This is a genomic window from Caballeronia sp. ATUFL_F1_KS39, from assembly GCF_023630985.1.
In the GTDB taxonomy this organism is placed as follows: domain Bacteria; phylum Pseudomonadota; class Gammaproteobacteria; order Burkholderiales; family Burkholderiaceae; genus Caballeronia; species Caballeronia zhejiangensis.
This window is the reverse complement of record NZ_JALQDZ010000004.1, coordinates 150,052-170,168: the sequence shown is the minus strand read 5'-3', so window position 1 is coordinate 170,168 and position 20,117 is coordinate 150,052. Positions and strand designations below refer to the sequence as shown.

The 20,117-nt window shown below is 63.9% G+C and carries 22 protein-coding genes; 6 read left to right on the top strand and 16 right to left on the bottom strand.

The features are described from left to right. Window positions 1-33: 33 nt before the first annotated feature. Window positions 34-285, bottom strand: coding sequence for a hypothetical protein (locus tag NCR93_RS04310; protein ID WP_175981827.1), 252 nt, complete (start codon window positions 283-285; stop codon window positions 34-36). A gap of 183 nt (window positions 286-468) precedes the next feature. Between NCR93_RS04310 and NCR93_RS04305 the strand changes: the two genes are divergently transcribed. Further along, a complete protein-coding gene (locus tag NCR93_RS04305) occupies window positions 469-921 on the top strand; it encodes a PA2169 family four-helix-bundle protein (protein WP_008350776.1) in 453 nt (150 codons plus the stop codon). Between the two features lie 102 nt (window positions 922-1,023). Here the strand turns inward: NCR93_RS04305 and NCR93_RS04300 are convergent, their stop codons facing one another. After that, on the bottom strand, window positions 1,024-1,245 hold the full coding sequence (locus NCR93_RS04300; RefSeq protein WP_008350777.1) for a hypothetical protein: 222 nt from the start codon (window positions 1,243-1,245) through the stop codon (window positions 1,024-1,026). Window positions 1,246-1,567: 322 nt separating this feature from the next. After that, window positions 1,568-1,909 (bottom strand): BON domain-containing protein, encoded by a 342-nt coding sequence (locus NCR93_RS04295; RefSeq protein ID WP_008350779.1) that lies wholly within the window; start codon window positions 1,907-1,909, stop codon window positions 1,568-1,570. 450 nt (window positions 1,910-2,359) lie between these two features. Here NCR93_RS04295 and NCR93_RS04290 point away from each other — a divergent pair, with 450 nt between their 5' ends. After that, entirely contained in the window at window positions 2,360-3,847 is a 1,488-nt protein-coding gene (locus NCR93_RS04290; RefSeq protein WP_175981825.1) for an RNA polymerase factor sigma-54, read from the top strand. A 72-nt stretch (window positions 3,848-3,919) separates the two neighbouring features. Here the strand turns inward: NCR93_RS04290 and NCR93_RS04285 are convergent, their stop codons facing one another. From NCR93_RS04285 to NCR93_RS04245, 9 genes are all read right to left on the bottom strand, one after another. Next, window positions 3,920-4,831, bottom strand: a complete 912-nt coding sequence (locus tag NCR93_RS04285) for a YihY/virulence factor BrkB family protein (RefSeq protein ID WP_034471304.1) — start codon at window positions 4,829-4,831, stop codon at window positions 3,920-3,922. A gap of 116 nt (window positions 4,832-4,947) precedes the next feature. After that, window positions 4,948-5,295 carry a hypothetical protein gene (locus tag NCR93_RS04280; protein WP_008350784.1) on the bottom strand — a complete coding sequence of 116 codons (348 nt, stop codon included), beginning with the start codon at window positions 5,293-5,295 and terminating at the stop codon, window positions 4,948-4,950. A 108-nt stretch (window positions 5,296-5,403) separates the two neighbouring features. After that, window positions 5,404-6,858: an alpha,alpha-trehalose-phosphate synthase (UDP-forming) gene (otsA, locus tag NCR93_RS04275; RefSeq protein ID WP_008350786.1), complete on the bottom strand. Its 1,455-nt coding sequence runs from the start codon at window positions 6,856-6,858 to the stop codon at window positions 5,404-5,406. A 191-nt stretch (window positions 6,859-7,049) separates the two neighbouring features. Further along, on the bottom strand, window positions 7,050-7,286 hold the full coding sequence (locus NCR93_RS04270; RefSeq protein WP_175981823.1) for a hypothetical protein: 237 nt from the start codon (window positions 7,284-7,286) through the stop codon (window positions 7,050-7,052). A gap of 223 nt (window positions 7,287-7,509) precedes the next feature. Next, window positions 7,510-7,728, bottom strand: coding sequence for a hypothetical protein (locus tag NCR93_RS04265; protein ID WP_008350790.1), 219 nt, complete (start codon window positions 7,726-7,728; stop codon window positions 7,510-7,512). A 222-nt stretch (window positions 7,729-7,950) separates the two neighbouring features. Beyond that, window positions 7,951-9,354 carry a sigma-54-dependent transcriptional regulator gene (locus NCR93_RS04260; RefSeq protein WP_008350792.1) on the bottom strand — a complete coding sequence of 468 codons (1,404 nt, stop codon included), beginning with the start codon at window positions 9,352-9,354 and terminating at the stop codon, window positions 7,951-7,953. Window positions 9,355-9,677: 323 nt separating this feature from the next. After that, window positions 9,678-9,911 (bottom strand): hypothetical protein, encoded by a 234-nt coding sequence (locus tag NCR93_RS04255; protein WP_008350794.1) that lies wholly within the window; start codon window positions 9,909-9,911, stop codon window positions 9,678-9,680. A 71-nt stretch (window positions 9,912-9,982) separates the two neighbouring features. Then, complete coding sequence (locus tag NCR93_RS04250) at window positions 9,983-10,300, bottom strand: ElaB/YgaM/YqjD family protein (protein WP_008350795.1); 318 nt, start codon at window positions 10,298-10,300, stop codon at window positions 9,983-9,985. Between the two features lie 48 nt (window positions 10,301-10,348). Further along, on the bottom strand, window positions 10,349-10,678 hold the full coding sequence (locus NCR93_RS04245; RefSeq protein WP_175981821.1) for a hypothetical protein: 330 nt from the start codon (window positions 10,676-10,678) through the stop codon (window positions 10,349-10,351). A gap of 589 nt (window positions 10,679-11,267) precedes the next feature. Between NCR93_RS04245 and NCR93_RS04240 the strand changes: the two genes are divergently transcribed. From NCR93_RS04240 to NCR93_RS04230, 3 genes are all read left to right on the top strand, one after another. Next, a complete protein-coding gene (locus NCR93_RS04240) occupies window positions 11,268-12,335 on the top strand; it encodes a sigma-54 interaction domain-containing protein (RefSeq protein WP_008350797.1) in 1,068 nt (355 codons plus the stop codon). 294 nt (window positions 12,336-12,629) lie between these two features. After that, complete coding sequence (locus tag NCR93_RS04235) at window positions 12,630-13,184, top strand: hypothetical protein (protein ID WP_175981819.1); 555 nt, start codon at window positions 12,630-12,632, stop codon at window positions 13,182-13,184. Beyond that, window positions 13,181-13,705 carry a hypothetical protein gene (locus NCR93_RS04230; protein ID WP_008350799.1) on the top strand — a complete coding sequence of 175 codons (525 nt, stop codon included), beginning with the start codon at window positions 13,181-13,183 and terminating at the stop codon, window positions 13,703-13,705. The genes NCR93_RS04235 and NCR93_RS04230 overlap by 4 nt, the downstream gene beginning before the upstream one ends. A gap of 63 nt (window positions 13,706-13,768) precedes the next feature. On the opposite strand, the gene NCR93_RS04225 is transcribed toward NCR93_RS04230, so the two are convergent. The 4 genes from NCR93_RS04225 to NCR93_RS04210 all read right to left on the bottom strand — a co-directional run bounded on the left by NCR93_RS04225 (window position 13,769) and on the right by NCR93_RS04210 (window position 17,687). After that, window positions 13,769-14,170, bottom strand: a complete 402-nt coding sequence (locus NCR93_RS04225) for a type II toxin-antitoxin system HicB family antitoxin (protein WP_175981817.1) — start codon at window positions 14,168-14,170, stop codon at window positions 13,769-13,771. 11 nt (window positions 14,171-14,181) lie between these two features. Beyond that, complete coding sequence (locus tag NCR93_RS04220; protein ID WP_175981815.1) at window positions 14,182-14,382, bottom strand: type II toxin-antitoxin system HicA family toxin; 201 nt, start codon at window positions 14,380-14,382, stop codon at window positions 14,182-14,184. Window positions 14,383-14,555: 173 nt separating this feature from the next. Beyond that, complete coding sequence (locus tag NCR93_RS04215; protein ID WP_033536675.1) at window positions 14,556-15,911, bottom strand: ABC transporter ATP-binding protein; 1,356 nt, start codon at window positions 15,909-15,911, stop codon at window positions 14,556-14,558. A 12-nt stretch (window positions 15,912-15,923) separates the two neighbouring features. Beyond that, window positions 15,924-17,687, bottom strand: coding sequence for an ABC transporter permease (locus NCR93_RS04210; RefSeq protein ID WP_008350803.1), 1,764 nt, complete (start codon window positions 17,685-17,687; stop codon window positions 15,924-15,926). A 726-nt stretch (window positions 17,688-18,413) separates the two neighbouring features. Between NCR93_RS04210 and NCR93_RS04205 the strand changes: the two genes are divergently transcribed. Continuing rightward, window positions 18,414-20,099, top strand: a complete 1,686-nt coding sequence (locus NCR93_RS04205; RefSeq protein ID WP_239295194.1) for a sensor domain-containing diguanylate cyclase — start codon at window positions 18,414-18,416, stop codon at window positions 20,097-20,099. Window positions 20,100-20,117 lie beyond the last annotated feature (18 nt).

The following is a 20,117-nucleotide window of genomic DNA, read 5'->3' as shown; positions in this document are numbered from 1 at the left end:
AACGCCCGCTTCGTGCGGGCGTTTTCGTCTGTGCTAGACCCAGGGGGCGTTCGGCCGATTCGGCTGCACGTTGGCGCGAATGGCGCAGTCGGCCGGCAGCACGCGCCCCTTCTCCGCATGTGCGATGGGCGGCTCGCAGATGCGTCCGTATTCCGCGCGCGAAACGTGTGTCGAGCGCGCGTGCGCGTCGATGCTTTCTTGTCGGACATGCAAGGTCAGCGCCGATGCGGCGACAGCCGCCAGCACCAGAAACTCGCGATGCGCGAGCCGGTTGAAAAATTTCACTGCGTTCTCCTGTTGCCTTGTCGTGCGCGCGTCCCGAACCGGTCGCGCGCTGTAGTGCGGTGACGGCAGCAAGGCGTATGCCGCGCGGCCCGCGATCGGGCACGCGGCGTGCGTCATGAATCCGCGAGCCGCATCCCGCAGGGGTTGCGCAGTGGCAATGTCCTAACGAAAAGGAGGTCTCATATGAGCACGAATGTCGTATCGGTACTCAACGATCTGGTCGAAACCTCGAAGGACGGCGAAAAGGGTTTTCTCAAGGCCGCCGAGGATACGCGTGATCCAAGCCTCAAGCTGCTGTTTCAGAATCGCGCGCAAAAGTGCGCAGAGGGCGCGCGCGAATTGCAGGACATCGTTGCACGCCTGGGCGGCAAGCCCGAAACCGGCGGATCGGTGTCGGGCGCGCTGCATCGCGGCTGGGTCGACGTGAAGTCGGCCGTAACCGGCCATAGCGATCACGCGATCCTCGCCGAATGCGAGCGCGGCGAGGATGCAGCGAAGAAGAATTATCGCGAGGCGCTCGACAAGGACCTGCCCGCCGATGTCCGTGCCGTGGTGGAGCGCCAGTATCAGGGCGTGCTGGAGAACCACGACCGCATCCGCGATCTGCGCGATCAATACGCAGCCGCGAAGTCCTGATGCTGACGCGGTGAAGCACGCGGCCCGGCTTTCCGGGCCGCTTCGAAAGCAAACGGCCGCACGAAGCGGCCGTTTGTTCATCAAGCGGCAGTACGACGCGGGTTACTGCGGCTGACCCTTGTCATTGGTGCCGAGCGCCGAAGCCGCTGCCGCTGCGGATGCGCCGTGCAGCTTATGCGCCTTGTTCTGCTGATGCAGATTGGTGCCCTTCTGCTTCTTCGCCACCGGCGCCGAGGCTGCCGCATCGGAGGCTGCCTGGGCGAATGCCGTCGTCGAGAATGCCAGCGCGAGCGCGCCGATCAATGCCATCTTTTTCGTCTTCATGAAGAGCTCCTTTTTGCCGGGGCCTCTGAACGCCGGGCTACTGCGCATTCGTGAGCCGCCTGTTTGAGTGTCGACCTGAACGGCCGTCTCGTTTTTGAGTTTCGAAGTGCTGCGAGGTGCTGCGCACTGGTGAAGCGTCTTGCGAGAACTTGCGACTGAAGCACCGGACGACGAAAACGTGAACCGATGCCTCCAAGCGAGAACCCGCGCTTCGTCCGAGTCATCGCCTTTTGCGGCGAATCGTCGAACCCGCGCGGGTTCCGGTACTGCTGGCACTCAACCGCGGCCCGCCGAGGCGAAGCCGGGCATACGAACTATGCCATTACTTGGCGGCAATTTTAAGATGGTTCTTCACGGAAGCAACACCCGAGACGTTCGAGACGACTTCTTCGGCGGCGGTCTTGTCTTCCGCCGACGGCACCGTGCCCGTCAGCGACACGACGCCCGCGTGCGTCTTGACGTGGATATGCGTGGACTTGACGTTCTTCGCGCCGAGCAGTTCGGCCTTCACTTTGGTGGTGATCGCGCTGTCGTCGACCTTCTGGCCCATCGACGTGCCGGAACCGCTCGTCGACGACGCTGCGTTGGTCTGTGCGCCGACGTTGAGCGCGAACACCACGCACGCGATACCGCCGGCTGCCTTCAGGATTTGAGTCGTCTTCATGTCGATACTCCCTTTTTTCGATTTTGGTCTGACGCCGCGTTCACGCATTCCGTGCTAGACGCGGCTCTTCGATGACGTCCGCGCCGTAGCACGCGGATCGTGAACTTCGTTCCGCAACTTGCGTGCCAGATCCGGCGGCCGCGCGAGCCGACCGAAGCCGAAGCGTCCTGAATGCCCCGCGCGGCAAGGCCTGAGTGCGTAGGCGAACAAATCTTCGACGTTCATCGGAAGGCTTGCCCGCGCGCAACGCGACGCGCCTGAAACCCGCAGCGGTTTTGTCTGAGCGCGTGTAAAAACTGCGTGAAAGCGGCCTCGGAAAGGCTTCAAAAGAAGGGTGCCGGTGACGAAAAACGTAGTCCCTGCACGACCTTAACGTTCGATGGCATGGCTGTTGCTTTAGTAGTCGCAAACCTGCCCATCACGTCTGGAACAATCGAGGATTAGCAAGCAATGCCGCCTACACTCGAACTACGCGCGAAGCAAACGCTCGCACTCACGCCGCGCCTTCAACAGTCGGTTCGCCTTCTGCAACTCTCGTCGCTCGAGTTCCAGCAGGAACTGCGAAACGCACTGGATACCAACCCCTTTCTCGAATACGACGAGTCCCAGACCGAGGACAACGCGCTCGGCGCCGACAACGGCAGCTCGATGTCCGACTCGACCCTGTCGACCACATCCGACAACGCCACCGAGACGCCGCTCGCGCCCGAAGCGAGCATGGAAGCCGAAACGAACGTGGATTCCGGCTCGCGCGACGATTCCGTCAGCGAATTCTCGTCCGATCCGTTCGGCCGCGGCGCGTCGCGCAACAACGGCGACGGCGAAGGCTCCGATCCCGCCGACTGGGTTCGCATCGAACCTTCGTTGCACGAAACGCTCCACGACGCGCTGCGCCTTTATCAATTGAACGAACGCGATCGCGCCATCGCGCAGCTCATCATCGAAGCGCTCGATGACGACGGCTATCTGCGGCAGGACTTGAGCGACCTCGCGAATGTCGTGGAGATCGAACCCGCGCTTCACGAGGACGAACTCAACATCGCGCTGAAGCTCGTGCAATCGCTCGACAAGCCGGGCGTCGGCGCGCGCAATCTCTCGGAATGCCTGACGCTCCAACTCCAGGCGCTCGACGAGGACACGCCGGGCCGCGCCGTTGCGATGGAAATCGTCGCGCATCATCTGGAGCGCCTCGCGCGCCGCGAGCAGGCGGAACTGCAGAAGAAGATCGGCTGCAGCGCGGATGAACTGCGCATCGCGTGCGCGCTCGTACGCCGCCTCGATCCGAAACCGGGCGAGAACTACGGGTCGAGCGAGGACAACTACGTCGTGCCCGACGTCATCGTGCGTCAGGTGAAAAAGCAGTGGGTCGTGACGATCAATCCGGCGGTGTTGCCGCGTGCGCGCATCCATCGGATGTACGCGGAACTGTTCGCGCAGTCGGCCGGCGCGAGCCGTTCGCCGCTCGCGCAGCAGTTGCAGGAAGCGCGCTGGCTGATTCGCAACGCGCAGCAGCGCTTCACGACGATTCAGCGCGTGGCCGAATGCATCGTGTCGCATCAGAAGGCGTTCTTCGATTACGGCGAAATTGCGCTGAAGCCGCTCGTGCTGCGCGATGTCGCCGATGAACTCGGCCTGCACGAATCGACCATCTCGCGCGCGACGGGCAACAAGTACATGGCGACGCCACGCGGCATCTTCGAGTTCAAGCACTTCTTCCCGCGCGAGCTGTCGACGGAAAGCGGCGGCACGTGTTCGGCCGCGGCCGTGCGCGCGCTGCTCAAGGAAATGATTTCGAAGGAGAACACGCGCGATCCGCTCTCCGACGTGAGTCTCGCGAAGATGCTCGCCGATCAGGGCGTGATCGTCGCGCGCCGGACGGTAGCGAAGTATCGCCATCTGATGAAGGTGCCGCCTGCGGAATTGCGTCGTCAGGCGTAAGGCGTTTCACGCATCACAGCCGGTAACTGCTGAAGAGGCCGTCCCTTCGCGGACGGCCTCTTTCATTGATGCTCAACGCCAGCCCGATGCGCGATGCGTGCGCTTCCTCGCCGCCGTCGCCGCTAGCTCCGCGCCTAGCAGAAACACCGCCGCCGAGTAGTACAGCCACATGAGGATGATCGCGAGCGAACCGGCCGCGCCGAACATGTTCGCCGTGCCCGCGTGCGCGAGATAGAACGCGAAGAGGCGCTTGCCGGCTTCGAAAAGCATCGCGGCGGCGGCGGCGCCGAGCGCGGCATCGCGCCAGAGCATGCGCGTCGTCGGCAGGAATTTGAGCAGCACGGTGAAGGCGATCATCAGCACGCCGAGCGATATCGCGCGTCGCGTGAGCCCCGAGAGCACGACGAACGGACTGCCATCGCCCAGCACCCAATGTCCGAGCAACTCGACGAGCGCGTCGAGCACGAGCAGCACCGCGACCAGCAAACCCGAACCGACCACGAGCCCGAACGACATCAGCCGCACGCGCAGCAGCGTGACGATGCTTTCGCGCGTGCTCACGGCGGGCGTCGGCCAGATGACGTTGAGCGCGCTGTGCAGCGACGAGAATGTCGCCGATGCGCCGATCAGCACGCCCGCGAGCGACAGGATCGCCGTGCTGCGCGCGATGTCCGCGTGCCACGCGTTCGCGACGATCGCTTCCAGCGCGTGCGCCGCATCGACGCCGACGACGCCGCTGATTTCGTCGAAGAGCCTGCCTTGCACGGCATCGGCGCCGAAGAAGACGCTCGCCACCGCGATCACGATGACGAGTGTCGGCGCAAGCGAGAACGCGGCGAAGAACGCGATCGCCGCCGAGAACATCAGGCAGTGGTCCTGCGACCATTGCATGACGGGATCGACGATCCACGAAAGCCAGCCGAAGCGCGACGTGCGGCCCGATGCGACGGGCGCGGATTGTGTGGCGGAGACGTCCTGATCCATCGTGAGCGTGACTGGGAGCAATCCGACGATGTTAGCCCCGCGATGCGAAGCGCGTGTAAAAAGCGGCGCGCTCCGTCCGGAGCGCGCCGCTTGCAGTGTGCCTCAGCCGATGCGTGTCAGGATCGATCGGCTGCGGGGTCGGCGTCCTCGTCGGGGAGATCGCGCGTTTCGTCCTCGATTTCGTCGGGCAGGATGTCGGCATCGGCTTCCAGATTGTTGTCGCCATCCGCCGATGCCGCCTCGCCCGTGCCGAAGCGGTCCGTATCGCTGTTCAGCTCCGCCTCGGACTGCCCGAGCGCGTGGGCGTCGAGCTCGTCCTCGATGTCGCCGGGATAGCGCTTTTCGCCCTGCACGTCGGAGCCGCTATCCGACGAGTCGCTCGGGCCGAGCGCGCCGGTGCCGTGTCCCTTGCCGTATTCCGCGCCGTCGTCTTCGGGCGGGTTCAATGTGCTTCCGCTCATCATGACCTCCTTCGTTCGTGTCCACGATGAATCCGCAAGTCCCGTTCCGCGCGTAAAAAAACCCGCGCTTCTTTCGAAGCGCGGGTTCTCTCTATCGGCGAATCGGAGCGTTCAGGCCTTGGCGGCCGGCCGCTTGGCTTCGGACGCGCCCTGCTTCACGGTCTTGACGGTTTTCTCCGTGACGGAAGTCGCCGTCGCGACGCTGCGCAAGTCCGACAGGAACGAATCGCGCCAGACCGAAAGATTATTCTCGCGCAGCGGCGCCATCATGTCGGCGTGACGCGCCTGGCGTTCGGCGAGCGGCATCGACAATGCGCGCTCCAGCGCTTCGGACATCTGCGACAGATCGAACGGATTGACGACGAGCGCGCCCGGCAACTGGTCCGCCGCGCCCGCGAACTGCGACAGGACGAGCGCGCCCGGATCGGCCGGATCCTGCGACGCGACATATTCCTTCGCGACGAGATTCATGCCGTCGCGCAGCGGCGTCACGTAGCCGACTTGCGAGAGCCGGAACAGCGCCATCAGCAGATTGCGCTCGTATTTGCGGTTGAGATACTGGATCGGCGTCCAGTCGAGCTGCGCGAAACGTCCGTTGATGCGCCCCGCCTCGCCTTCCAGATTCTGTCGAATGCGCTGATAGGTCTGCACGTCCGAGCGCGTCGGCGGCGCGATCTGCACGAGCGATACGCGCCCATGCCAGCCGGGCGCATTCAGCAGCAGGCGCTCGAACGCCTGAAAGCGCTCGACGAGACCCTTCGAGTAGTCGAGACGATCGACGCTCATGATGAGCTTGCGGCCGCGCATGCTGTCACGCAGGCTTTTCACCGGCTTGCGGTTCGAGAACTGCTCGGCGGCCTTGGCGATGGCGTCCGGATAAATGCCGATTGGATACGCGCCCACCTTGAGCATGCGGCCGAAGGCCTGAAGCATGCCGTCGTCGTCGTTGTAGTGGCCGCGGCTCGTGCGTTCCACGTAATCGATGAACGACTGCTTGTCGGCATCCGTCTGAAAGCCGACGACGTCGTACTGGCACATCGCCGCGATCAGTTCCTCATGCGGCGGAACCGTACGCATCATCTCCGGCACCGGAAACGGAATGTGCAGGAAGAAGCCGATCGGATTCGCGACGCCGAGCTTGCGCAGCTCCTGCGCGAACGGGAGCATGTGATAGTCGTGCACCCAAATGATGTCGTCGGGCTTGAGCAGCGTCTTCAGCTTGGCCGCAAGACTCGCGTTCACGCGCATGTAGCCCGCGTACTCCTCTCGATCGAAGCGCGAGAGGTCGTTGCGATAGTGAAAAGTCGGCCACAGGGTGGCGTTCGAGAAACCTCGGTAATACTGGTCGTAATCGCGGCGCGTCAGGCCGACGGTCGCGTAGGTCACTTTTCCGCTGTTCTCCAGAACAGGCGCGCCCGATTCGCCGACGATCTCGCCGCTCCATCCGAACCACACGCCCCCAGTCTCCTTGAGCGCGTCCAGAACGCCGATCGCGAGGCCGCCCGCGCTGGGCTTGCCTTCCTGGATCGGTGCGACGCGATTCGATACCACGATCAATCTGCTCATTACAGCATCACCTCATCAGTTGTCGTTGCATGCTCGAATTGGCGATCAAGGGTATGCAAAAGCTGTGCCTTTTTGTTGGTTTTTGTAAACGAAAGTTTGTATGGAGATGTTACGGACGAACGAAAACACGCGGCGAAGGCGCGCCGCGTAGAAATTTTTGTTCTTTTGCCGGATGCTGCCGCCGGCTGAAATCACGAGTCCTGCTCGGAGCCCAAATCGCGCTGATAGTCGATTCCTTCGCGCCGCACGCCGCCCTGATTGTGTTCGCCATCGGGCGGTACGCCAGGCGCGGGGCGGTTCTGCGAGGCGGGATCGTGTTCGGCGGAAGGTGCGGACGCGCTCTGCGTGCCGGCCGACTTGGCGGCTTCGGCGCGCGCTTCGCGCTTGGAAGAATGACGCGCGGAGCGTCGAAGTGCGGGATGCCTCATGATGCCTCCAGGTAAGAAGGCCGTCGCGATTGTGACGTCGGCGGCGTCGGACCGATGCGCTGCGATGAGCGCGGCTTCAGAAAAAACGACCGGCGACAGAACGTGTCGCCGGTCATCGTTGCGTCATCGTTGTAATCCCTACGTCCGGGATGGAAACTTATTCAAACCTTGCACGAATTCTGGGCATTGTCCAACGTCTGCGGTTCAACATCGTTCTGACACGCTACTGCACATGCGGCTGATCGCCCGGTCCAGGCGGCGGATCGCCGATCGGCTGCGACGGCGGTTCGGGCGGCTCGCGCGTCGGGTCCGGATTGGTGTCGGGCGGAATCGGCGTGGGCGGCGGCTGGTCCGGCGGCGTCACCGGCGGGTCCGGCGGCTGCGGCGTCTGAGCTTCGAAACGGGCATCGTCGGAAGCGCGGATCGACATGTTGAGTGACATGATGGGCTCCTTGCGGTCTTGTGATCGTACTTTTCCCATCCGCGACACGCACTGGCGCGACTGCGCGGATGTCATTCGATCGGCAGCAAGGGCCATGCCCCTGAGACACATCGGCTACGTTCGCTTCTGAGACATTATCGGCGTAGAAAACGCGCCTGCCAATGAAAAACGCCTGCGGTTTTACAAGCCGCAGGCGTCGATTTGTCTAAAGATACGCGAAGTTCAGGGATTTTCGCTGTCGGAATCGCTTATGTCGCCGCCTTCGCCGACGGCAGCCTTGTTCGCATCCTCGCCGTACTCGACGAGCCGGTTATAGAGCGTTTTCAGGCTGATGCCGAGGATTTCCGCCGCGCGCGTCTTCACGCCGCCGCATTGATCGAGCGTCGCCAGAATGAGCTGACGGTCGGCCTGCGCGAGCGACGTGCCGAACGGAATCGTCACCGCCGTGCCCGCCGACGGCTTCGAAAGCGAAATCTGCAGCGGCACGGTCGCGGTGCTGTCCGAGTCCGACGCCGACATGATGTACGCGCGCTGCACGTAGTTCTTCAGTTCGCGCACGTTGCCGGGCCAGTTGTACGACGCCAGCATCTCGCGGACGGCGGGCGGGAAATCCTTTTTCGTGTTGTACCGGGCGTTCAGTTCGTCGAGAAACGCCTGGCCGAGCAGCTCGACGTCCTTGCCGCGCTCGCGCAGCGGCGGCAGGTTGATCGGGAACACGTTCAGACGGTGATAAAGGTCGAGGCGCAGCTTGCCTTCGAGCACGGCCTGCTCGGGATCGCGATTGGTCGCGGCGATCAGGCGCACGTCCGTCTCGATTTCCTTGGTCGTGCCGACGCGCATGAACATGCCCGTCTCCAGCACGCGCAGCAGTTTCACCTGAAGCTCGATCGGCATTTCGGTGATTTCGTCGAGGAACAGCGTGCCGCCGTTCGCGCGTTCGAAATAACCCTTGTGCTGCCGATCCGCGCCCGTGAACGAGCCGCGCTCGTGGCCGAACATCTCCGATTCGATCAGGTTCGGCGAGATCGCGCCGCAGTTCACCGCGATGAACGAATGCTTGCGGCGCAGCGAGAGCTCGTGCAGCGTCTGCGCGGCGACTTCCTTGCCGGTGCCCGACTCGCCGATGAGCAGCACCGATGCCGCCGTCGGCGCGACGCGGCCGACCTGGTCGTAGACGGTCTGCATGGCAGGTGAATTGCCCAGCATCAGACCGAAGCGGCCCATGCGGCGCAATTCGCCGCGCAAGGTGCCGATTTCCGCTTTCAGGTCGCCGGCGCGCGGCAGGCGCGAAAGGATGGCCTTCACGCGCTGCATGTTGATCGGCTTGACGAGGTAGTCGGCGGCGCCCATCTTGAGCGCGCTGACGGCGGATTCCACCGTCGCGTGTCCCGTAATGACGATGAACTCGACGCCCGAGCGCGGATCGAGATCCTCGAACAGGTCGACGCCCGTGCCATCGGGCAGTTTGAGATCGGTGAATACGACGTCCGGCGTTTGCCGCACGAGCTGGATGCGCGCCTCGCGCAGATCGCTGGCGGTGGCCGTCGTCAATCCGTCTTCGCCGATGATCGCGGCTAGCGCCTCGCGGGTACTGGGATCGTCATCGACAATCAATACGTGTGGCATTGCGTTTCGAATTCTTCCTAAGCGTTTCAGGGTCACACGCCAGGTGGCGGCGTGGTCTTCTCCGCGCGGCGGCGCTGCCGCACGGGCCGGTGCGACTCGCGGTTACGGCCGAAAAAAGATAATCGGCGTCACGCAGAATGCGCGAAAAATAAAATAATTTCCGATTTCTGCACGCTTGATTCGGCCCAAGTAAGTTTTTCCATTTAGGCAACTTATGGCCGAAGTTTCACTGATTATAAGCGTTTATCAAGATGAAAACGCACGCTGGTCCAGCGTGCGTTTGATTGATCGGACCATTAATTCGGCCGAATGTCTGAAATGAATCAACTCCGCGGAAAATGCCATGCATCGGCGGTGCCGCCGACCGCACCGTGGCCATTTACGGCCTGCCCGCTCGCGCCGGTGGCGGGCGTGAGCACCTTGCCGCCCTCGTCTTCCCAACGGCTCAGATCGCGTGCAGTGCGCCGCCCGGCGTCCTGAGACTGCACCCACTTCCATGCGAGAACGCCGCCTAGCGCGAACAGCGCGCCGAAAATTCCGATTGAAGGCCGTGCCATTTGTGTTCTCTCCTTCGTCTAATGAAAATCGCCGCTGTCAGGAAAGCCGGCCGGAGCGATAAAGCTGTAAATCACCGCGAAACCAGAAGTCCCACCAGAAAACCGACGCCCGCCGCCATGCCGAGCGATTGCCAGGGATTGTCCTTCACGTATTTCTCGGTGCAATCGACGCCTGCGCGGTATCGGCTTTGCGCACTCGCCTGTGCATCTTCGAGCGCGCCGCGCGCCGAATCGACGTGATCGCGCAGACGCGAGCGCAGCGCATCGACGCCCTCGCCTGGCAGCGTCGCCGACAAGCGCAGCAATTCCTCCGCGTCGTTCAGCAGCACCTTGATGTCTTCGATGATCTTTTGCTTGCCCAACGCAAGCTGGACAGTCGTTTGACTCATGGAATGTAGTCCTCGCCCAAGTGGGTTTGTCGGGATCGTCGGCGCGCGTCAGCGCGTTTCGGCGACAGGCACGCCCGCGACGCGGAGGCGCTCGCCCGCCGCGCTCCGCGCGCGCAGGCTGCGCACGACGCCGCTCGCCATCAACGCGCCGCCCATCGCGGCGAACACGAGGCTCGTCACGTTCGCGGCACGCGCGAGCGCTGGCGTGCCCGCCGCATAGCCTAGCACCGCGCACATCAGCGCGGTCACGAGCGCGACAGCGGCCCAGTGATAGATGTCGATCGGCTCGCCGGCCGTGAGTTCCTTCCGGGTCCGGGCCGGCCGCGTGGGAATCGAGCGCGGATGTGCGCCCCCGTCGAAGTTGAAAATGTCTTCCATGATGCGTTGCCTCTCTCGCCCATCCTCGTGTGTGCGCCTCCGAGACCGCGCCCTTCGGCAATTTTTCGAATATGAGTCACGATGTGAGCCCTATCATGCAGCTTTCGTGCCAGATCCGGCGACACCGCGCGGGACTGCCGATGGGAGGCAAACCCGCCGACGATCGGGTAACAATTACGTCGTCGCCTTGTAAATTTTCAGTACGGCAAGGAGAACCTTTCCGGAAGCGCCGCGAGGGCCCGCGCGATGCAGACAAAATGCGCTGAACGGCCGGCCCGCGCATTGCCGCAATGTCGTTGCGAATGGTTAAATAGCGTTTATGAGATAGGTGCGTTTGCAACGAACCGGCTCTGAACAAGCAGCCGATGCAGACGCGCCTGGACCGACGCTCAACCAGGAACGACGCTCACGGATCGCGTGAGTCTCAAGGGCAGCGCGCAAGGGCGCGTCATATGCCGATGCGCGCGGTCATCCACGGTTGCGCCGCTCGCGCGCGCCGAGCCGCGCCAGGCCGATTGCAACCGGAAGCGCCCGCGCGAGTCCGCCGCCCGCCCACTACATACGCAGCACTCAGGAACGATCAGGACACATGGCGTCAACCGATCTGGATCAGCCGCCCGCCGCGGTCGGCGATACACCCGCGCAAAGAAAACGCAACACGGGGGAAGTGCCGGGCTTGAAGTCTTATGGACTGCTCTATGGCTCGTCGCCCGTGATGCAGGAGTTGTACGCGCAAATCGAGCGCGTGGCCGCGACCGATGCGACCGCGCTCATCATCGGCGAGTCGGGCACAGGCAAGGAGCTCGTCGCCCGTACGATTCACGACCACAGCGCGCGCAAGGACGCGCCGTTCATCGCGGTGAACTGCGGTGCGATTCCCGACAATCTCATCGAGGCCGAGCTCTTCGGCCACGAGAAAGGCAGCTTCACGGGCGCGGTGCAGGGACGCATCGGCTATTTCGAGCATGCGAACGGCGGCACGCTCTTCCTCGACGAAGTGACCGAGATGTCGCCCGTGCGCCAGGTCAAGCTGCTGCGCGCGCTGGAAACAGGCACGTTCTTTCGCGTCGGCGGCAACGATCTCATCAGCTCCGATGTGCGCGTGATCGCGGCGACGAACCGCGATCCTGTCGCGGCCGTGAAGGAAAACGGCCTGCGCGAGGATCTCATGTACCGGCTCGCCGTATTCCCGCTGCGCGCGCCGCCGTTGCGCGAGCGCGATTCGGATCGCGAACTGCTCGCACAGCATTTCCTGTCCGAAATGAACGCGCAGGAAGGCACGAACAAGGTATTCAGCAAACGCGCGCTCGACGTGCTGCGAACGTATTCGTGGCCGGGCAACGTGCGCGAACTGAAGAACACGGTTTATCGCGCGTTCATTCTGGCGGAGAAGACGGTGGAGATCGCGCATCCGCATCTCGCATCGCGCGTGAAGAAGCCCGTGACGCAAGGCGACGCCATGAACGTCTGGGTCGGCACGCCGCTCGCCGATGCGCAGAAGCAGATCATCCTCGGCACGCTCAAACACTGCGGCGGCGACAAGCGGCGCGCCGCGAAAGCGCTCGGGGTGAGTCTGAAGACTTTGTACAACCGCTTGGGCGCGTACGAAAACGAGGACACCGAGGGCAGCGACGCGTCGTCGAATAGCGAAAGCTGAAGCGTATCCGAGGCGATATCCGCATGACCGGGAAGCGAGCGCAGACATCCGCGCTCGCTTTTATTTCGCCCTCGGTGCGGTACGTGGATCGAAACGTGCTCTTCACGCTTGCAATTTCTTGCAATTTTCTCAAACCGGTAATTAGAAGCATGCTTCAAAATGCGCGGAGCCCGCGTGCGCGTTTCGTCGCTTCGCGTTGCCGGGCGGTGACTTGAGGGCGGAACCTCAAGTAGATTCGAGGCCCTCGAACCCCGATCGCAAGCGTCGGGAAACGGAAGACGAAGGAAAAGCAACATGCAGATCAGGGTTCATCGGAGCGGGTCGCGTGCCGCCGCGCTCGCCGCGATCGTTTCGGGCGCCATCGCTTGCGTGAGTCTCAGCGGATGCAACTCGCTCTACAGCGAAGGCGCGACGGCCGGCGCCGGTATCGCGGGCGCCGCGGTGGCAAACAGTGTCACCAGCAACGCCGCCGTCGCAACGGGCATCGGCCTCGGCGCGGTCGCCGCCGCGCGCGCGGGCGTGCAGTACACGCAGCGCGTCGCGCATACCTACTCGCAGGATCAGATTGCGACGGTCGCCGGTCCGCTCGCGGTCGGCGCGGTTGCGCCGTGGAAGGCCGTGCATTCAGTGCCGATCGAGGACGACGAAAAAGGCCGCGTGACGGTGAGCCGCACCATCAGCAGCGGCGTGCTCGAATGCAAGGAGATCGTGTTTTCCGTCGATCGCGACGCGACCAAGGACCGCCCCGCCGACAGCGCGTTCTACGTGGCATCGGTTTGCCGCGACGGCAACAAGTGGAAGTGGGCGTCGGCCGAACCGGCTACGCCGCGCTGGGGCGCCCTGCAATGACGCTGTCTTTCGACGTATCTTTTGCGCTGCGTCTTGGGCTCGTCGCTGCCGGCGCGGCCGCGTGCGTGACGATGAGCGGCTGCGCATCGATCGGCGCCGCGACGGGTGCGGTGGCGGGCGTCGCGACCGGCGCGTTCACGACGAACCCGGCTGTGGGCCTGGGCGTCGGCATCGCGGTGCAGGCCGCCACCGACGAACTCGTCGCGCGCACGATGAAATCGCTGCATCAGGATCAGCAGGTCATGATCGCGGTGACGGCGGGCATGTCGCAGGTCGGCGAAACGCGGCCATGGAAGGTCAAGCATACGTTGCCGGTCGAGAACGGCCACGGCGAGGTGCGCGTGCTGCGCGAGTTCAATAGCGCGCTCGCGAGCTGCAAGGAATTCGCGTTTTCGGTCGTCGATGGCGACGATGCGAAAGCGCCCGCCGAGTGGTTCGTCGCTACGGCCTGCCAGCAATCCGAAGGATGGAAATGGGCGTCGGCGGAACCGGCCGTCGAGCGTTGGGGGAATCTGCAGTAAGTTTCCCGCGGCTGGATATCGAACGCGCGGCGCTCGTCACGAGCGCCGCGCTTTTTTGCGGTCTCAGCCGTTCGCGATCGCTTCGAGCGCGACCCGCGCCAGAAAGCCGCTGCGGGTTTCGTGGCGCGCCTCGACGTAGCTGTCGATCTTGCGCAGCACGAATCGCGGCAGGCTGATGTTGATGCGCTCGGGACGCGAGTCGAGCTTCGAGAGATCGACTTCGACGTAGGCCCAGATTGCCGTGGCGAAGTCGGGATCGACGATCAGTTCCTCGATGCTTCGCGACGTGATTTCGACTTCCCCGCCGTCTTCGATAATCGACTCGATGTGGAAGAAGATGGCTTCCCGGGCGTTATGAATCGCTTCGTCGATCGTATCGCCGGCCGAAAAAACGCCGGGCACATTGGGCACGGTCACGCCGTAGCAGCTATCAGGATCCTTGTGAATGGCGAGGGCAAACTCCATGTCCAACTCCGTTACGACGAATACAGACGGTTGAGCAATCCGGCGGCTTTGAGTACCGATCTGACGGTCCCGATCGCCACGTCTTTCTTTTGATGAACCACAGTCACACAACCGGTCTTGGTCCTGTGTCTGAACTGGTGATGACTGCCGCGCGAGCGAACGCGCTCCCACCCGTCATCCAGCAGCATTCGTATCAAGCGCGATGAATCCATCTCGTCTCCGAACGCTGCGTGTGTAGCTTTACACACGCAGCAACACTGTTCAAGACGAAAACGGTACGATTCAACGCACCGCGCGAACATTCAGCCAAACGGCCAACGCGCAAAGAAAAAGCGCGGCGCCGTCGCCGGCAACCGCGCTTCGCGTGCTTGCATCCACAGGAAACTCAAGCCTCCACGTCCTCCAGGCTCAGCATCTCGGTCTGATCGTTGTACGAGAAAATTTCCCCGTAGCGGCCCCAGTCGATAACCGCATCGAGCGTTTCCTGCGCGGCCTTGTCGGAGAGAAAGTCCTCCAGTTCCTGCTCGAAGCGCAAGCGCGGCGCGCGATGCCCAGGCCGCTCGTTCAGCACCTTCTTGATCCGCGCCGCCAGCGGCACGTGCCGCAGCAGATGCTCCGCGAACATCATCTTGCGCTCCTGCGTGCCGAACTCCGCGAACACGCGCGCCTGCGGCGTCAGATAGATGTCGCCCTCGCGCACGTCCGCGAAACCGAGATGTTGCAGCACTTCCGCGATCGGGAAGAGATCGTCCACTTCGAGATGCAGCGACCGCGCGATTTCCGGCATGTCCGCGCGGCCGTGGTACGGCTCGGCCGCGAGCGTTTCGATGAGACCCGCCATCAGGTTCGTCGAGACTTCGGGCAGCCAGCTTCCCAATTCCAGCCCCTTCTTCTTCGCTTCGCCCATCTGCCGCGCGGTCATCTTCGCGTAGATATCGTCGACGAGACGCCGGAACGCCGGATCCAGGCGATTGCGCGGATGCTTGAACGGCACCTTGATCTCGGCCATCACGCGGCCCGGATTCGACGACAGCACGAGAATGCGGTCGCACATGAACACCGCTTCCTCGATGTTGTGCGTGACGATCAGCACCGACTTGATCGGCATGCGCCCTTGCGTCCACAAATCGAGCAGGTCGGTGCGCAGGTTTTCGGCGGTGAGCACGTCGAGCGCGGAGAACGGCTCGTCCATCAACAGCAAGGTCGGATCGACGACCAGCGCCCGCGCGAAACCCACGCGCTGACGCATCCCGCCCGACAATTCACGCGGATACGCGTTCTCGAAGCCGTCGAGACCGATCAGGTCGATCGCGGCCAGCGCGCGCTCGCGCCGCTCGCGCGCGGCCACGCCTTGCGCTTCCAGACCCGCTTCCACGTTCTGCAGCACGGTCAGCCACGGAAACAGCGCGAAGGTCTGAAACACCATCGCGACGCCCTTCGCGGGACCACGCAACGGCTCGTTCAGATAAGTGACTTCGCCGCCCGTCGGCTCGATCAGCCCGGCGATGATGCGCAGAAGTGTCGACTTGCCCGAGCCCGAACGTCCGAGCAACCCGACGATCTCGCCTTCGCGCAGCGAGAGATTCGCATCGTCGAGCACGAGCAGTTCGCCCTGCGTCTTGTTGAAGCCGCGGCTCACGTTCGCGACGCGCAGGATTTCCGCGCCGAGACGCGGCGGCGTGCCCTGGGGTCGCCGCGAGTCTTGCGCAGCGGACGTCTGCGTAGTTTTCAGGTTCTGCATCGGAACTCGTCCTCAATCCAGCCGGAGTCTTGCTTCGGCGTAGGCGTATAGCGGGCGCCACAACAGTCGGTTGAACAGCGTGACGAACAGCGACATCACGGCGATGCCAAGAATGATTTTCGGATAGTCGCCCGCGGCGGTCGTCTGGGCGATATATGCGCCGAGACCATGCGCGACAACCTCCGTCTTGCCCCACGACACCGCTTCCGCGACGATGCTCGCGTTCCACGCGCCGCCCGAAGCGGTGATCGCGCCGGTGATGTAGTAAGGGAAGATGCCGGGGAGCATGCATTTCTTCCACCACTGCCAGCCGCGAATCTGGAAGTTGGTCGCGGCCTCGCGATAATCGTTCGGGTAGGAAGACGCGCCCGCCACCACGTTGAAAAGGATATACCACTGCGTGCCGAGCACGATCAGCGGCGAGAGCCAGATATCCGGGTTCAGATGCCAGCGCACGATCACGACGACGAACACCGGAAACAGCAGGTTCGCCGGGAACGCGGCGAGGAACTGCGCGAGCGGCTGGATCTTCTCGGCGAGCGCTGGGCGCAGGCCGATCAGCACGCCGAGCGGCACCCAGATCACCGAAGCGATCGCGATCAGCACGACCACGCGCAAGAGCGTGATGAAGCCGAGCACGAACACGTGGCCGACTTCGCTCCACGTGACGCCCGTCGCGACGAACGACGCGACCTTCCACACGACGAACACCGTGACTAGCAGCACGGCCGTGCCCCACGCGATATCGCCCGCGCGCGTGGACGGCACCTTCGCGCGCAGCGGCAGGCCGACGTTTTCCAGCGCGCCCTGCAGCGACGGCAGCTTGATCGGCACGCGCGCCGCCTTCGCGAGGATCCAGCCGGCCGGAACCAGCAGACGGTGAATCAGGCGCGTGCGGCGGATCAGGTCGAGCAGCCACGACTTCGGCTCGTCGCCGGAACTCGTGTTCTCCATGCGGAATTTGTCCGCCCACGCGACGAGCGGGCGGAACATCAACTGGTCGTAGGCCAGGATGACGACGGTCATCGCGAGAATCACCCAGCCGATCGCGGAGAGATTGCGCTCGCCGATGGCGGTCGCGAGATACGCGCCGATGCCCGGCAGTACGATCGTGCGGTTGCCGACCGTGATCGCCTCGGAGGCGACCACGAAGAACCAGCCGCCCGACATCGACATCATCATGTTCCAGATGAGGCCCGGCATCGAGAACGGCACTTCGAGCTTCCAGAAGCGCTGCCAGTTGGTGAGATGAAAACCGCGCGAGACTTCGTCCAGATCGCGCGGCACCGTGCGCAGCGACTGATAGAAGCTGAACGTCATGTTCCACGCCTGGCTCGTGAAGATCGCGAAGATCGCCGCGCATTCGGCGCCGATCACGCGCCCCGGGAACATGGCGAGGAAGAACGTCACCGTGAACGAGATGTAGCCCAGCACCGGCACCGACTGGAGAATGTCGAGAATCGGCACGAGCACGATCGACGCGCGCCGGCTCTTCGCCGCGAGCGTGCCGTAGATCAGCGTGAAAATGAGCGACGCGACCATCGCCAGCAGCATGCGCAAGGTCGTGCGCAACGCGTATTCGGGGAGATTCGCGGGGTCGAGCGAGATCGCCTGGGTCTGCAGGGTCGAGATCGGCGCCAGGGTCTCGTGGAAACCGACTGCGGCGAGCGCGATGATGCAGATGATCATCGGGAACGCGACGAAATCCCAGCGGTTGGGCAGGATCCGCCACGCCGACGCATTCGCCGTGCGATTCAGATTGAAACCAAATTCCATGCAAGGCCCTCCCCGTAAGGCTTTGTTCCGACCGCGCCGGGCGCGGGATGTTGCTTCCGACGGCAGATAACCGTCAGGCGGGCAAGAAGCCTCTGCCCGGGACGACCCCATGCTCAACGCACGGAGCCGCCGAAACGACGACACGTTCAGCTCGCAGCGCGGCGCCAGGCAGTCGCCGCGTCAGACGATCCCCGTTCTGAACCGCGCGACACTACACCAACCCGCGTGACAGGCACAACCTTCATGCGGTCCGGCACGCGAATCATGCGATGTTTCTGTTGCTCTTCGGCACGGCACGGGCAAAATGAAGGGCAGCCCGCGTCGAATGCGCCCGGCGCTCGTGCTTTCGCTTCCTTTCAGTTTGGCTGCGGCTCGCCGCTATTCGACGAAGAAGCGCCAGCGCGTGCGCCCGGCGCGCGTCCGTTGTGTTGGACAGACGTCGCACGCCGTGACATGGCGCTTGATAGGCGGCAAAAAACATCGTCCAATCTGGGCTTATCACAAACAATAATTTGAGCGCCGATGCGATGCGAGACGCCAGATCCGAGCCGAATAACCGCCTGAGCCGCGCCCGCCGCCCCGTTGCGAGCACAAGCCGGAATACGGCAGACATCACGCGCTGCAATCCACACGCCCGCGTCGACCGCCATGTGCACACCGCGCCGAATGGCCGGCATGGCGCATGCGACCTTTGTCTCGCGTGAACCTCCCATGCGCGCGCGTCCGATGAACAAACTCATCCTGCACCGTGTGATCGCGACGCTCGGCATCGCCGCGTTGGCGTGCGCGTGCTGGGTGGCCGCCGGCTTGTTGTCGGACCGAATGGTACAACAGGAGATGACGGCGACGGTGCGTACCGAGCGTCAGATGGCGGGGTCGATCGTCGACAACATGGCGCAGATCATCGCGAGCGATCTGGCGATGTCGCGCGCCATTCCCGCCACGCTCGCGCAGATGGACCTCACGCAGCGCGCGCTCGCGGAGTCGCGGAATTATGCCTCGAACCCGGCCGGGACGGAACTCGAACGCCGCAAGGACTGGACCGCGCGCCCCGCGCTCGAAAAGGTCAATCACTTCCTGCACGACGCGCAGGGCTTCTCCGGCCTCGACTCGATCTGGCTCGTCAACGAGCGCGGCTTCTGCATTGCGTCGAGCAACGCCGCCGACGACGACAGCTTCATCGGCTACGACATGAGCGCCCGGGGCTATGTCGCCCGCGCGCTGCTCGGCGGCTTCGTCGAGATGTACGGCGTCGGGCGGCTGTCCGGCGAGCCGGGCATCTTCATCGCGGCGCCCGCTTACGAAGACGGCATCCTGGTCGGCGCGGTGATCGCCAAAGTGAGCATCGACCGGCTGCGGCACTGGGTGTCGCGCGCCGGCACCTTCGTGACCGATGAAAACGGCGTCGTCGTGATGGCGCACGACGGCCGGCTCGAATACCAGGCGATGCCCAATGCGCCCATCGCGCGCATGACGGAGCGCGAACGCGTCGAGCACTATCGGCGCGAGTCGTTTCCGGAGCTGCGCATCGCGCACATCGGCGAGCAGATGCGCGCCTCGGAGCACTGGCTCGCGCCCGCGCTCGCGCAAACCTTCTACGCCGCGAACGGCAGCAACGTGCCTTCGCTCTACGACGAGCGCACGGGTCTCAATTCGGGACTGTCGGCGCATATCGTGCATCCGCTCACGAGCTGGCCGGAGATCAGCCGCAATCACAGCCGCGACCGCTTCCTCGTGTTCCTGACGATGCTCGGCGTCGTGACGCTCGCGATCGTGATCGCGACGTCGTATTCGCGTGAGCGGCGCCTGCACCGCGCGACCCGCGATCTCGCTGAACAGCTCCAGTCGGCCAATACGCTGCTTTCGGCCGAAGCGCGCCACGACGCGCTCACCGGCGCCCTCTCGCGCCGCTATTTCCTCGACACGCTGCGTCACGAAGTGGAGCTCGCGCGCTCGGTCGGCACCCCGCTGTCGGTGGCGATCGCGGATCTGGATCACTTCAAGCAGATCAACGACCGCTTCGGGCACGCGTCGGGCGATCGCGCGCTGGAGCATTTCGTCGAAGTGTGCCGTGCGCAGCTTCGTCCGAGCGATGCGATCGGGCGGCTCGGCGGCGAGGAATTCGGCATCCTGCTGCCGCAAACCCCGCTCGCCGACGCGCACGCCGTGCTTGAGCGCCTGCGGAAGCGCTTCCATCACGAGCACTGCGCGCATCTGCCGGACGACGCGGCGCTGTCGGTATCCATCGGCATCACGGAGCTCGCGCCCGACGACGCGCTCGAATGGATTCTCTCGCGCGCCGACCTCGCGCTTTACGAGGCGAAATCGCGCGGGCGCGACCGCAGCGAAATGCGCCCCGCCGATCCCGGCCCGTCCACCCGGCATCCCGAAGACACGCTGGCCGGCAAGTAGCCGGCCGAACCGGCGCGT